Here is a 13,583-nt window from a genome sequence, read left to right on the forward strand (position 1 = left end):
GCGCGCGATTCAAACGATCGCGTTTCGTGCTTCGCAAACGAATGCAGGATGGCCGCCGGATGTTGCATTCGCCGTTGGATTGCCGCGGCGCGCATTGACCCGGTCATGCCGGCGTTGTACACCGGCGCGACGGTTCGCGACACGCGGACCGCGCGGCACGGCACAGGGGACGTCGCCGCAACGCAATCCCACATCATTCCAACGTTTTGCCGTCCCAAACCGAAAAGGAGCATCGGAGCATGACCGCACCACGATCCACACTTCCGCGACAGCGTGCCACCCTGGCCGCAGCGCTCGTCACCGCGCTGTCCGGCATGCTGGTCGCCGCGCCCTCGCACGCCGAGGAGGGCGATTACACCGCCTGGGAAACCTTCGTCAACCTGATCTCGCCGCCCAAGGCGGACAATAAGGTGACTGCCGCGCAGCGCACCGGCAATTACCCGCTGCTGGCCAATCCGTCCGGCTTCACCGACGGCTTCAGCCCGGGCCGCTACGAAGAGTGGCAGACCGTGCAGCTGGCCCCGGAAACCGGCGCCATCTGCGGCAACGGTTCGCCGTACAAGTTCTTCGTCAACCGCGTCGCCAACACGCGCAACACCATCATCTACATGGAAGGCGGCGGCGCCTGCTGGGATTACGCCAGTTGCAGCGGCCAGAGCGGCATCCGCGGTGCGCGCAATCCCAACGGCATCCCTGACGACTACATGAGCCTGCTGAATCCGGGCGCCAGCCTGGTCAGCCCGTTCGTCACCCGCATCAGCCCGTTCGAATCGGTGAAGACGCAGCAGTGGAACATGATCTACGTGCCCTACTGCACCGGCGACATCTACAGCGGCGACAAGGTCGCGGTGTATCCCGATCCCACCGGCGCGCACACGCCGCTGGTGTGGCACCACAACGGCGTGCGCAACGTCCGCGCGGTGGTGGGCTGGCTGAAGGACAACCTGCCGCGGCCGACCCAGATGCTGTCCACCGGCTGCAGCGCCGGCGGCGCCGGCAGCCTCACCAACTACGCCACGCTGCGTCGCGACATGGCACCGACCCGCGGCTTCCTGATCAACGACTCCGGCCCGATCTTCGACGCGCCGGTGAACGGCGACCCGCAGGTGTGGCCGCAGGTGCCGCTGCAGAACCATATCCGCCAGGCCTGGGGCCTGTCGCGCGCGAACGGCCCGCTGTCGTACATGGCCGCCAGCCTGCCCCAGCTCGACCAGAACCAGCTCGGCACGCTGTACAACGCGCTGTCGGCGAAGTACCCGGGCGACCGCATGGGCCAGACGCACTTCTGGCAGGACCTGAACTACTCGTCGTATTCCTACGAGCGGTTCTTCTCCGACATCGCGAACGCGCCGGACCAGGCGACCAAGGAAGCGCTGATCCACGCCCGCTGGGGCACGGACACCGCCCGCCTGCGCGATCGCCTGAACGGCCTGGGCAACTTCGGCGGCTACTTCCCGCAGTACCGCGCGCTCAATGAAAGCCACTGCACCACGATCGTCGATTTCAAGAACGGCGACATCCAGACCATGAGCCTGGAACTGCGCAACTTCATCGACAGCGTGATGGTCGGCTCGGGCAACGTGCTGGACGCGTCCGAGACCAGCGACGCGGCCGACCGCGCCAAGCCCTTCAACCTGCTGTACTGGCTCGTCGACCAGCTGGTCTGAGCCCCGCGCCGGACGGGCCCGCACAGGCCCGTCCGGTGTAGCCTATGCCTGCGCCGTGCGGCGCGTTCCGCGGGACTGAATCCTTCCATGAAAATCCGCCTGGTCCATGTCGGTCTCGGCCTGGCCGCGATGGCGACCCTCGCCATCGTGATCTCCGTCCGCATCAAGCAGGAAGCGGTCGACCGCGAGCTCGCCGCGACACCGGCCAAGCCCCCCGCCGCGGCCGCCCCCGCGCCCGCCACGACGCTCGCGTCGACGCCCGAGGCCCGCGCCTACCAGGCCCGCCTCGCCTTCGAGAACGAGACCCGCACGTTCCTGCGCGATGCGCCCAAGCTGGACGACCAGACCCGGATGCGGCGGGCGCAGGCCCTCAGCCGCGAGATCGACCAGCGCGAACAGAACCGCGAAATGTCCGCGGACGAAGCGATGATGCTGCGCATCGGCCTGATCCACGCCGCCGTGAAGGACGAGATGCAGCGCGTCGCGCAGTCGCAGGAAGTGGTCGACCGCTATCGCAAGCAGACCGCGGAACGCCAGGCCGCCTTCCTCGCCCAGCAGAAGCAGGACGCGCACTTCCAGGCCTACAAGGCCGCCGAGGCGCGGATCGTCTCCGAGGTGCTGGCGATGCCGAGCTATCCCGGCGGCCTCAGTCGCGACGACTACCTCCGCCTGCGCCTGCAGGAAGCGCGCGAGACCATCTACCGCACGCCGGTGCAGGTGCCCGCGCCGGCACCTCCGACACCCTGATCCCGCACGCCCTGGTTTCGCACGCCCTCCGCCCCCGACCTTCGGCACTGGCCGCCGCGACGCCACGCCCTACCCTGCGGGTTCGACCGTTTTTCCGGACGCCGCATGAACAAGACCCTGCTTTCCCTGAGCCTCGCCTTGGCCTCTTTCACGCCGGCGGGCTTCGCCGACGACGCGCGCACGCCGCAGCTCGGCACCTTCGGCATCGAGCTGCAGAACCGCGATCCCGCGGCGAAGCCCGGTGACGACTTCGCCCGCTACGCCAACGGCCACTGGCTCGACACCTACCAGCTCAAGGACTACGAGACCCGCTTCGGGTCGTTCAATGCGCTGGCCGACCGCGCCGAACTGCAGACGCGCGAGATCGTCGAGGGCCTGCAGGCGCGCACCGACCTCAAGCCCGGCAGCGAAGCACGCAAGATCCGCGACCTCTACGCCAGCTACATGGACACCGCCGCACGCGATGCCGCCGGCATCGCGCCGCTGCGCCCGACCCTGGACCGGATCGCGAAGATCGATTCGTACAAGGCGCTGACCGACGCCTTCGGCCGCGCCGATCTCGACGGCACCGAAGCGCCGGTCGGCGTCGGCATCGCGGTCGACCGCAAGAATCCCGACCGCTACCTGGTCAACCTCGGCGTCGGCGGCCTCGGCCTGCCGGACAAGGACTTCTACCTCAGCGCCGAGCCGCGCTTCGTGAAGATCCGCGAGGCCTACCTCGACCACATCGCGACCATGCTCGGCTTCGCCGGCGTGCCGGCCGCCGACGCGAAACCGCGCGCCGCGGCGATCCTGGCGCTGGAAACCGAGCTGGCGAAGCAGCACTGGGATCGCGCGCAACTGCGCGACCGCGACAAGACCTACAACCTGCGCACGTTCGCGCAGCTGCAGTCGGAATTCCCCGGCTACGACTGGGCCACGCATTTCGCGGCCGAGGGCATCGCCCATCCCGGCGACGTCAACGTGGTCACGCCCAGCGCGATCGCGCCGGTGCTGGCGATCACGCAGCAGACGCCGCTGGCGACGTGGCGCGATTACCTGACCTTCCACGCCGTGCGCAACCAGGCGCCGCTGCTGAGCACCGAGATCGACGAGGCGGCGTTCGCGTTCACCGGCAAGGTGCTCAACGGCCAGAAGGCGCAGAAGGACACCTGGAAGCGCGGTGTCGCGCTGGTGGGTGGCCGCATGGGCCTGGGCGACGCGGTCGGCAAGCTGTACGTGGCCCGCCACTTCAAGCCCGAGGCGAAGGCCGCGATGGACGCGCTGGTCGCGAACCTGCGCGCGGCGCTGCGCCGGAACATCGCCGGCCTCGACTGGATGGGCGACGCCACCAAGGCCGAGGCCTACCACAAGCTGGAGACCTTCAATCCGAAGATCGGCTATCCGAAGAAGTGGCGCGACTACGGCAGCGTGAAGATCGTGCCGGGCGACCTGATGGCGAACATGGCGGCGCTGCGCAAGTACAACCGCGACGACCAGATCGCCCGCCTCGGCCGCAAGCCGGACCGCGACGAGTGGTTCATGACGCCGCAGACGGTCAATGCCTACTACAACGCCTCGTTCAACGAGATCGTGTTCCCGGCGGCGATCCTGCAGCCGCCGTTCTTCGACGTGAACGCCGATCCTGCGGTGAACTACGGCGGCATCGGCGGCGTGATCGGCCACGAGATGGGCCACGGCTTCGACGACCAGGGCTCGAAGTCGGACGCGTCCGGCATCCAGCGCAACTGGTGGACCGACGAGGACCGCGCCCGCTTCGACGCGCGCACCAAGGCGCTGGGCGCGCAGTACGACGGCTACTGCCCGATCGAGAAGCAGTGCGTGAACGGCCAGCTGACGATGGGCGAGAACATCGGCGACCTCGGCGGCCTGTCGATGGCCTACACCGCCTACACGCTCAGCCTCGGCGGCAAGCCGGCGCCGGTGATCGACGGCCTGACCGGCGACCAGCGCTTCTTCCTGGCGTGGGCACAGGTGTGGAAGGCGAAATACCGCGACGAGGCGCTGGTGACGCAGCTGAAGACCGATCCGCATTCGCCGCCGCAGTACCGCATCAACGGGCCGCTGCGGAACCTCGACGAGTGGTACGCCGCGTTCGACGTGAAGCCCGGCGACAAGCTCTACCTGCCGCCGGAGCAGCGCGTGCGCATCTGGTGACGCGACGCCGGCATCGCCGGCGACACGATGATCGACCGACACGGCCGCCGCAGGGCGGCCGTGTCGTGTCCGGCGGGCGTCATCGCCGCGACAGGCGCTCCGCGTACAGCGCGGCTTCCTGCGCCGGCACGAGTTCGCGCAGCTGCTGGTGCGCGATCGCCTTGTTGTGCCACAGCGCGTGCAGCAGCTCGCGCAGGTCGCCCGCGTCGTCGCCCCGCCGCTGCGCGGCCAGTGCGCTTTCGTACCAGACGATCGCGCCGCGGGCGTTGCCCGCACGCAGGCAGGCGTCGCCGCGCGCGAGGCGCTCGCGCAGGAATGCGGCGACGTCGCCGCGGGCGTCGTCCGTCGAAGGGTCGGTCATCGGAAGGCTCGTGGCGTGCGGACCTCCGGGGTCCGCGATACGGCAGACAACGACGGACGCGACGCATCCCGGCCATCGACGCGGCCGGCTTCGCGCGACGCGCGCATGCGATCGCCCGCGACATGCGCGCGCGGGGACCTCAAAAAGAACGGGGCCCGGATGTCCGGGCCCCGTCGGGATCACGCGCGATCACCTGCGATCGATCTTCTCTCTCGTCGATCGCGCTCGCGATCGTTGCGATCGATCGCGATGCGCCTCGCTTACGGCGGGTTGGTGACCGTCAGCACCACCGGCACCGCCGTACGCGGCGTCACCGGATCGTTGCTGGCGATGCACACGTTCGCGCGATAGGTCGCGGCCGCGAGCGACGCCGCCGAGAGGATCGAGTGGTGCGTGCGGGTCTCGGTCGGGAACAGCGAACCCGACGCCGGGAACGGTGCACCGATCCACGGCGCACCGCAGTTCACCAGGCCGCGGACCTGGATCGACAGGCCGGCGAACGCGGTGTTCGTGGCCCACGCGCCGGTGCCGTTGGTGGCGACCGTGATCGTGGCGAACGAACCGTTGCCCGTGGCCGAGCCGAAGTGCGCCCAGCGGTTGGCGAAGGTGCTGCGGGTGTTCACGACCAGCCAGTACTTGCCGGGCGGCAGCGTGACGTTCTGCCCGGCGGCGACCAGATCGAGGCGGATGGTGCCGGCCGCGTCGGTGCTGACGCCGGCGGCGGTCGGCGACGCGGTGTAGGTCCACAGCGCGGCTGCGGCGGCCGACTGCGGATTGCCCGCCGGCAGGCCCGCGGCATCGGGGTAGATGCTCCACGTGAGGTTCGTCGCCACCGCGCTGAGGGCCGAGCCGCTGACCACGAAGCCGTCGGCGGTCACGGTGGTCAGCTTGGTCGACTCGATCACGTCGAAGTCGTCGGCCGCGAACTGGGCCGCGCTGCCGGCCGTGGCCGGGTCGGTGTAGATGGTGTTGCGGAAGCCCGAGCTCACCGCACCGCGGGTCGCGTTGTAGACGCTGGCCGCACCCTGCCCGGTGGTTTCGACGGTGTAGTTCAGCGCCGAACCGCCGGCATTGCCGATGGTGAACGCCGCATCGACCGTACCGCCGGTCTGCGCCGTGCCGCTGGCCGGGCTGACCACGTTGACCACCGGCGGCGGAACCGCGACGGCGACCGGGAGATGCAGCTCGGCGGTGGGATCGACCACGCCGCCGGTGAGGCGCGGCATCAGGCTGACGCGACCGAAGTTCCACGCGCCGTCGGCCGGGATCAGCCACGAGAAGATCGTGAACTTGACCGAACGGGTCTGGCCGGCCGGCACCCACAGCAGCGGGGTGCTCGGCGCACCCGGCACGCCTTCCAGCGTCACGCGCCAGAGCGTGCCGCTCGTGCCCGGGTTGCGGAAGGTGCGGGTGAACTCGCAGATCGGGAAGCAGCGGCCGTTGGCCAGGCTGGCGAGGTTGAGCGCAGACGGATCGCCGCTGCTGGCCGGGTTGGCGGCCTGGAAGCGCGCGGTCGTCTCGTCCAGCACCAGACCGGCGCGGACGGCGCGGTCGATGCGGATGCGGCCCGCGCCGCGGGCGTACGGATTCGCCGGGGTGACCTGGTCTTCCAGCAGCACCTGCTCGGTCGAGGTCATCATCAGCGCCGACTTCACCTCGGCGACGGTCCACGTCGGACGCGCCTGGCGGACCAGCAGCGCGGCACCGGCATGGTGCGGCGTGGCCATCGAGGTGCCGTCGTACAGGGCCAGCGCATTCTCGGAACCGGTCAGCGCCGTGCCGGAGACCGCGGCGAGGATCTGCACGCCGGGCGCGGTGACGTCGGGCTTGATCAGGTCGAAGCCGGACACCGGGCCGCGCGAGCTGAACGCGCCGAGCGCATCCGGCGTGTTCGGCAGGCCGACCGCCGGGAAGGTGATCTGCGCCGTGGTGACGCCCGGATTGGCCAGGCCGAAGTTGCGCAGCGCAGTGCCGTCGGTCTGGAGCACGGCGAAGGTCGGGACGGTCGTGGCCGGCACGGACGGGATCAGGCCACCGGCCGCATTGTTGGCGATGACCACCGCGACCGCACCGGCGGCCGCGGCGTTGTTGACCTTGATCGCGAAGCTGCAGGTGCCGCGGCGCACGAGGGCGATGCCGCCGGCGAACGTGTTCGCCGGGAAAGCCGCGCACGCGTCGCTGGTGGTGTCGTAGCCGGGGCTGACGATCAGCGGCGTGGTGCCCGGGATCGTCGCCGACAGCGCGGTGCCGCCGGTGCCTTCGTTCATCGTCACCGGCTGGAGGTTGGCCGGGACCGGCGCCGGGCCGGTGACCTGCATCAGGATGGCGAAACCGCCGCGGCCATGCTGCGCGGCCGCCGTGGTGGCGACCCACGGTTCGACGTGGCCCAGCGTGGATGCGGCCGGGCCGCTGTTGCCGGCCGAGGCGGCGACGTAGATGCCGGCGTCGGTGGCGCTGAGGAACGCCTGCGACACCGACTCGGTCCACGGCGCGGTACCGCCGCCGATCGAGTAGTTGATCGCGTCGACGATGCCGTCGGCGATGGCCTGGTTGATCGCCGCCACCGCCGAAACGTTCGGGCACAGGCCCTGGCCGGTGCTCGTGTTCGTGTAGCAGATGTCGTAGGCGATGATGTTCGCGCGCGGGGCCACGCCGGAGATGCGCAGCGGCGCGCCGCTGAAGACCACGTCGCGGCGGTTGCCGGCGGCGGTCGAGGCGGTGTGGCTGCCATGGCCGTTGGTGTCGCCGAAGCCCGGCTCCTCGCGCACGTTCGCGGTGCCGCAGGTGTTGCCCGGGGCGCCGCAGACGAAGTCGTAGCCGCCGATCAGCTTGCTGTTGCAGCGGCCGGCATCGACGCCGCCCGCGGCGCAGGTGCCGAGGTAGTTGCCGTCGCCCAGCGGGTTGACGTGGACGTAGCCGTCGACCGGGTCGGTGGCGGCGAACGACGGGGCACCGAAGTTGACGCCGGAGTCGAGCATGGCGATGACCATGCCTTCGCCCTTCACGCCCGGCGCACCGCCGGGTTCACCGGCCGTGCCGGCCCAGACGGTCGGCGCACCGATCAGCGTCGGGCCGACGTCGGTGTCCATCCTGTATTCGCGGTAGGCCTCGACCAGGCGCACGCCGCTCATGGCACCGACGCGCGCGGCCTCGGCGGAGGTCATGTCGGCGACGATGCCGTTGACCGCGTGCTGCATGCGGCGGCGCACCTGCAGCGGGCGCTGGATCAGGCCGGACATCCGGCGCTCCATCTGCTGCTGCTTGCGCTGCAGGTAACCCACGTATTCCTGCGCGGCCTGGCTCTTGACGTCCAGGCGCGGACGGCCGAGCACGCCGACCTTCGTCTGCGCGATCGGGATCCCGGCCACTTCGCCCTTGTAGGCGGCCAGCGGGGCGTCGGTGAACAGCACCAGGTAGGTGCCGCGATCGCCGCGCAGCGCCGCCTTTGCGGCGTGCGCCGGCGTGCGGATGTCGCCGCTGCCGGCGTTGAATTGCTCGATCACCGGATAGCGCGACGTCGGCACCATCGTGAACGCGCGTTGCGGCACGGCGGCGGCATCGGCGCGCGGCGCGACGGGCGCGGCGCGACCCGGGCGGGCGAGCATTTCGCGCCACGACGCGGCGCTGGCGAGCGCCGCGACCGCGCAGAGCGCGATGGCGATGCCCCACTTTCTCGAAATCGGCATGTTGGGTTCCCCGGTGTGATCGACTGGCGCAAGGAAGCCGGACGCTTCCCCCCTGCAACGCGATCCGCGCCCCAGCGCGGCCTGCCCCCGAGCGACCGCGGGCAGTGTCCGGAGTCTAGGGCTTTTCGCAACGCAGCAGCTAGTGCTGCCGCGCGGGACTTGGAAGACAACGCCGCGGCGGGCACGGCAGCGGCCGTGCCCGCCTGCGGTCAACGCTGGCCGGCGGGCCGGCGCTGCGTGACGGACAGGCCGCCGGCGACTTGCGAAATGCCCGGATAGAACGGCTGCGACGCGAACGCCACGGTCCGGATCACGCCGATCGGCAGGTGCAGCTCCGAGGACAGGTCGGTCATCCGGCCGGTGAACATCTCGTACATCACCAGCTTGCCGAAATGCCAGTTGCCGTCGGCGGGCAGCTGGGTGGCGTCGACGGTGACCGTCACCGGCAGCGTGGCGCCGGCCGGGAACCAGACCAGCGTCGGCGCGGTGGCGGTCAGGCCCTGCACCGAGACCGCCCACAGCGCGCCGTAGGTGCGGGTGTTGCGGAACGTCCGGGTGAAGGTGCACGACGGCGGGTTGCAGGTCATGTCGACCAGGGCCGGCAGGTTCAGGCCGACCGTGCTGCCGCCGCTGCTCGGGTTCGCGGCCTGGAAGTTGGCCTTGGTCTCGTTGAGGACGAGGCCGGCGTTGACCGCGCGGTCGACGCGGATGCGGCCCGAGCCGCGGTTGTTCGGATCGGCCAGCGTCACCGAGTCTTCCATGTAGACCTGGTCGGTCGAGGTCATCATCAGCGCCGACTTGGTCTCCATCGGCGTCCAGTCCGGATGGACCTGGCGCACCAGCAGCGCCGCGCCGGCGTTGTGCGGCGACGCCATCGACGTGCCGTCGAGGATCTCGATGGCCTGCTCCGAGCCGGTCAGCGTGGTGCCCGAGACGGCGGCGAGGATCGCCACGCCCGGCGCCGCGATGTCGGGCTTGATCAGTTCGTAACCACTGGGGCCACGCGAACTGAACCCGGCCAGCACGTCCGGCGTGTTCGGGAGGCCCACCGGCGGATACGGCAACTGCGCGGTGGCGTTCGACGGATGGGCCACGCCGAAGTCGCGGATGGCGTTGCCGTCGGCCTGGGTGACCGAGAACACGGGGATCGTGGCCCCCGGGACCGAGGGAATGACCGTGCCCGTCTGGTTGTTGGCGATGATGACCGCGACCGCACCGGCGGCGGCGGCGTTGCTGGCCTTGGTCGTGAAGTTGCAGCTGCCGCGGCGGACGATGGCGATCGCGCCGCTGAAGGTGTTCGCCGGGAAGGCCGCGCAGCCGTCGCTGGCGGTGTCGATGCCGGAACTGATGCGCAGCGGCGTGGTGGCCGGGATGGTGGCGCCGAAGGCGACGCCGCCGCTGCCCTGCGAGGCGATGATGCCGGTGACGTTCGCCGGCACCGGTGCCGGGCCGGTCGCCGAGAACAGCACCGAGAACGCACCGCGGCCGTGCTGCACCGCGGCCGTCGTCGACACCCACGGCTCGTTGTGGCTGACGCTGCCGGCGGTGGGGCCGTCGTTGCCCGCGGCCGCCGCGACATAGATACCGGCGTCGGCAGCGTTGAGGAACGCCAGCGACACGCTGTCGGACCACGGGTTGGTGCCGCCGCCGATCGAGAAGTTGAGCGCGTCGACCACGCCGTTGGCGATGGCCTGGTTCACCGCCGCCGCGGAGGACGTGCTCGGGCACAGGCCCTGACCGGACGTCGTGTCGGTGTAGCAGACGTCGTAGGCGATGATGTTGGCGTGCGGCGCCACGCCGGAGATGCGCAGCGACGCGCCCTCGTAGGTCACGTCGCGGGTGTTGCCCGCCGAGGTGGAGGCGACGTGGCTGCCGTGGCCGTTGGTGTCGCCGAAACCGGGCTCCTCGCGCACGTTGGCCACGCCGCACTTGTTGCCGGGCGCGTTGCAGACGAAGTCGTAGCCGCCGATCAGCTTGCTGTTGCAGCGGCCGACGTCGACGCCGCCGGTGGCGCAGGTGCCCGCGTAGACGCCGCTGCCGAACGGATTGGCGTGGACGTAGCCGTCGACCGGACCGGTGGCGGCGAACGACGGCGCACCGAAGTTGATGCCCGAGTCGATGATGCCGACGACCATGCCTTCGCCGCGATGGTTGCTGCTGCCGGCCGGGGCCTGCCCGTTCCACACCGGCACCGCGCCGATGAAGGTCGGGCCCACGTCCGTCGCCTGTTTCTCGTCGCGATTGGCTTCGACCAGCTTAACGCCGGGCATCCGCGCCACGCGCGCCGCCTGGGCGGGCGTCATGTCGACCACGATGCCGTTGAGCGCGTGCTGCATGCGCAGGCGCACCGGCAGCGGCGTGCCCAGCGTCTGGCCGATGCGCTGCTCCATCGTGCGCTGGCGGCCCTGCAGGTAGTCGACGTAGGCGACGGCGCTGGCGCTCTTCACGTCCAGACGCTCGCGGCCGCCGGGCGAGACCATGCGCTTGGGCATCGCCAGGCCGGCGACGCCGCCGCGGTAGCTGGCCAGCGGCTCCTCCTCGAACAGCACCGTGTAGGTCGCGCGGGCGTTCGGGCGGCCGGCCTTGGGCGCGACCGCCGGCGGCGCGCCGGGCAGATCGCCGATGTCGTACGACCAGCCGCGGCCGCCCGACAGTTGCGCGGACACCGCCGTCGCCAGCGGCGACGTCGCCGGTGCGCGGCTCGCGGCCGGCACGGCCAGGCGCGCGCCGCGGAAGGACAGGGAAGACGTGGTCGCGGCGGCCGCCGCGACGGCGGCGACCGCGGCCGCGGACAGCAGGACGCCCTTCTGGAATTTCGTTGTGCTCATGTTGGCCCTCGACGCCGGTTCGTTCGTTGCGGCCCGCACGACGCCCCCGGCGTCGTTCCCGCGTCCGGGCGGGGGGCTGGATCGCGAATCGCGGGCAGCGCCCGTCGCGATGCCCGGAGTGTACGCGGTTTGCCGCGTGTCCCGGCCGATCGACGGCCGGGTCCGCGAGGCGATCAGGCCGTGGCCGCGCCCCGGCCGCTCGCCATCGCCCACCACGTCGCGCTGGCCCAGGCGATGCCGATCGCCAGCCCCGCCAGCACGTCACTGGGGAAGTGCACGCCGAGCACCAGCCGCGATGCGGCGACCGACAGCGCGAAGCCCCAGGCGATCGCACACACCGGCCAGCGCCCGCGCGACCGCCAGGCGAGCGCGGTCAGCACCGTCGCCAGCGTAGCGGTCGCCATCGCATGGCCGCTGGGGAACGAGAACGTGGCCGGCAGCGTCGCCGCCGACCAGTCGACGGCCGGGCGCGGCCGCGCGAACAACAGCTTCAGCCCCTTGTTCAGCAGCAGCCCGCCACCGAGCGCCACGGCAGCGTACGTCGCCGACCGCCAGCGCCGGCGCATCGCGAGCGCGGCGACCAGCAGCGCGTCGAACGGGATCACGCCGCCGCGGTAGCCGACGACGGCCAGCCAGCGGGCGACGGTCTCGAGCGCGGGCGTCGCCTGCGCATGCGCCCAGCGAAGCAGCGCGTCGTCCGCGTCGCGCGCGAGGCCGGTCCGCATCGCCACGGCGCACAACACGAACACCCCCAGCGCGCTCCCGCACGCGATCGCGGCGCGCCCGCGCGGACCGCCCGCCAAGGCGGCGTTCATTCCGGGCGCAGCACGGCGCCGTAGGTGCGGTCGACGTAGTCGTCGATGATGCCGACGAACGCCTGCGCGATGCCGTCGCCGCGCAGGGTCACGGTCTTCTCGCCGTCGATGAACACCGGCGCGGCCGGCGCCTCGCCCGTGCCGGGCAGCGAGATGCCGATGTTGGCGTGGCGCGATTCGCCCGGTCCGTTCACCACGCAGCCCATCACCGCGAGCGTGAGGTTCTCTGCGCCGGGGCGGGTGATCTTCCACTCCGGCATCTTCGCGCGGACGTGTTCCTGCACCGTCTGCGCGAGTTCCTGGAAGAACGTGCTGGTGGTGCGGCCGCAGCCCGGGCAGGCGGTGACCATCGGCGTGAACGCGCGCAGGCCCAGCGTCTGCAGCAGTTCCTGCGCGACCACGACTTCCTGCGTGCGCGACGCGCCCGGTTCGGGCGTGAGCGAGATGCGGATGGTGTCGCCGATGCCTTCCTGCAGCAGCACCGCGAGCGCGGCGCTGGACGCGACGATGCCCTTGCTGCCGATGCCGGCCTCGGTCAGGCCGAGGTGCAGCGCGAAATCCGAACGCCGCGCGAGGTCGCGGTACACCGCGATCAGTTCCTGCACGCCGCTGACCTTGGCGCTGAGCACGATCTTCTCGCGCGCCAGCCCCAGCTCGACCGCGCGTTCGGCGGAATCGACGGCGGAGCGGATCAGCGCCTCGCGCAGCACGCGGCCGGCGTCCCACGGATCGGCGCGGCGCGCGTTCTCGTCCATCAGTTGCGCGGCCAGCGACTGGTCCAGCGAGCCCCAGTTGGCGCCGATCCGCACCGGCTTGCCGTACCGGATCGCGAACTCGATCAGCTGTGCGAACTGGCTGTCCCGCTTCTTGCCGAAGCCGACGTTGCCCGGGTTGATGCGGTACTTCGCCAGCGCCTCGGCGCAGGCCGGCTCTGCGGAGAGCAGCTGGTGCCCGTTGTAGTGGAAGTCGCCGATGATCGGGACCTCGATGCCCATCATCGCCAGCTTGTCGACGATGCGCGGCACCGCGGCGGCGGATTCGGGATTGTTCACCGTCACCCGCACGAGTTCGGAACCGGCGCGCCAGAGTTCGGCGATCTGCTTCGCCGTGCCGGCGACGTCGGCGGTATCGGTGTTGGTCATCGACTGCACGACCACCGGCGCGGCGCCGCCGACGGCGACCTTGCCGATGTGGACCTGGCGGGTGGAACGGCGCGAAGCGGGGCCGTACGCGGGCGCCGCATCGTCGCGGCAGGGCGGGAGCTGGTCGGACATGGCCGAATTCTACCCGCCCCCGCTGCGCCGGGCTCGGTAGAGCGGCCT

8 protein-coding genes are annotated in these 13,583 nt (G+C 71.1%); 3 read left to right on the top strand and 5 right to left on the bottom strand.

What is annotated here, in order from left to right:
• Nucleotides 1–239: 239 nt before the first annotated feature.
• The 3 genes from ACT53Q_RS01545 to ACT53Q_RS01555 all read left to right on the top strand — a co-directional run bounded on the left by ACT53Q_RS01545 (nt 240) and on the right by ACT53Q_RS01555 (nt 4,571).
• On the top strand, nt 240–1,667 hold the full coding sequence (locus tag ACT53Q_RS01545) for a pectin acetylesterase-family hydrolase (protein ID WP_476184897.1): 1,428 nt from the start codon (nt 240–242) through the stop codon (nt 1,665–1,667).
• An 87-nt stretch (nt 1,668–1,754) separates the two neighbouring features.
• Nucleotides 1,755–2,414, top strand: coding sequence for a hypothetical protein (locus tag ACT53Q_RS01550; protein ID WP_476184898.1), 660 nt, complete (start codon nt 1,755–1,757; stop codon nt 2,412–2,414).
• A 105-nt stretch (nt 2,415–2,519) separates the two neighbouring features.
• Nucleotides 2,520–4,571, top strand: coding sequence for a M13 family metallopeptidase (locus ACT53Q_RS01555; RefSeq protein ID WP_476184899.1), 2,052 nt, complete (start codon nt 2,520–2,522; stop codon nt 4,569–4,571).
• A 79-nt stretch (nt 4,572–4,650) separates the two neighbouring features.
• Here ACT53Q_RS01555 and ACT53Q_RS01560 read toward each other — a convergent pair whose 3' ends face one another.
• From ACT53Q_RS01560 to ispG, 5 genes are all read right to left on the bottom strand, one after another.
• Entirely contained in the window at nt 4,651–4,932 is a 282-nt protein-coding gene (locus tag ACT53Q_RS01560) for a hypothetical protein (RefSeq protein ID WP_476184900.1), read from the bottom strand.
• Nucleotides 4,933–5,192: 260 nt separating this feature from the next.
• Nucleotides 5,193–8,618, bottom strand: a complete 3,426-nt coding sequence (locus ACT53Q_RS01565) for a S8 family serine peptidase (RefSeq protein WP_476184901.1) — start codon at nt 8,616–8,618, stop codon at nt 5,193–5,195.
• A 209-nt stretch (nt 8,619–8,827) separates the two neighbouring features.
• On the bottom strand, nt 8,828–11,446 hold the full coding sequence (locus ACT53Q_RS01570) for a S8 family serine peptidase (protein WP_476184902.1): 2,619 nt from the start codon (nt 11,444–11,446) through the stop codon (nt 8,828–8,830).
• Nucleotides 11,447–11,619: 173 nt separating this feature from the next.
• Complete coding sequence (locus ACT53Q_RS01575) at nt 11,620–12,195, bottom strand: phosphatase PAP2 family protein (RefSeq protein WP_476184903.1); 576 nt, start codon at nt 12,193–12,195, stop codon at nt 11,620–11,622.
• Between the two features lie 62 nt (nt 12,196–12,257).
• Nucleotides 12,258–13,535 carry a flavodoxin-dependent (E)-4-hydroxy-3-methylbut-2-enyl-diphosphate synthase gene (gene ispG / locus ACT53Q_RS01580; RefSeq protein ID WP_476184904.1) on the bottom strand — a complete coding sequence of 426 codons (1,278 nt, stop codon included), beginning with the start codon at nt 13,533–13,535 and terminating at the stop codon, nt 12,258–12,260.
• Between the last annotated feature and the right edge of the window lie 48 nt (nt 13,536–13,583).

The sequence above is a fragment of the Lysobacter sp. DMC97 genome (assembly GCF_056313745.1).

What these genes read in the sequence shown, in the direction of transcription:
- ACT53Q_RS01545 (WP_476184897.1), top strand. Translation starts at nt 240, where the DNA reads ATGACCGCACCACGATCCACACTTCCGCGACAGCGTGCCACCCTGGCC.
- ACT53Q_RS01550 (WP_476184898.1), top strand. Translation starts at nt 1,755, where the DNA reads ATGAAAATCCGCCTGGTCCATGTCGGTCTCGGCCTGGCCGCGATGGCG.
- ACT53Q_RS01555 (WP_476184899.1), top strand. Translation starts at nt 2,520, where the DNA reads ATGAACAAGACCCTGCTTTCCCTGAGCCTCGCCTTGGCCTCTTTCACG.
- ACT53Q_RS01560 (WP_476184900.1), bottom strand. Translation starts at nt 4,932, where the DNA reads ATGACCGACCCTTCGACGGACGACGCCCGCGGCGACGTCGCCGCATTC.
- ACT53Q_RS01565 (WP_476184901.1), bottom strand. Translation starts at nt 8,618, where the DNA reads ATGCCGATTTCGAGAAAGTGGGGCATCGCCATCGCGCTCTGCGCGGTC.
- ACT53Q_RS01570 (WP_476184902.1), bottom strand. Translation starts at nt 11,446, where the DNA reads ATGAGCACAACGAAATTCCAGAAGGGCGTCCTGCTGTCCGCGGCCGCG.
- ispG (WP_476184904.1), bottom strand. Translation starts at nt 13,535, where the DNA reads ATGTCCGACCAGCTCCCGCCCTGCCGCGACGATGCGGCGCCCGCGTAC.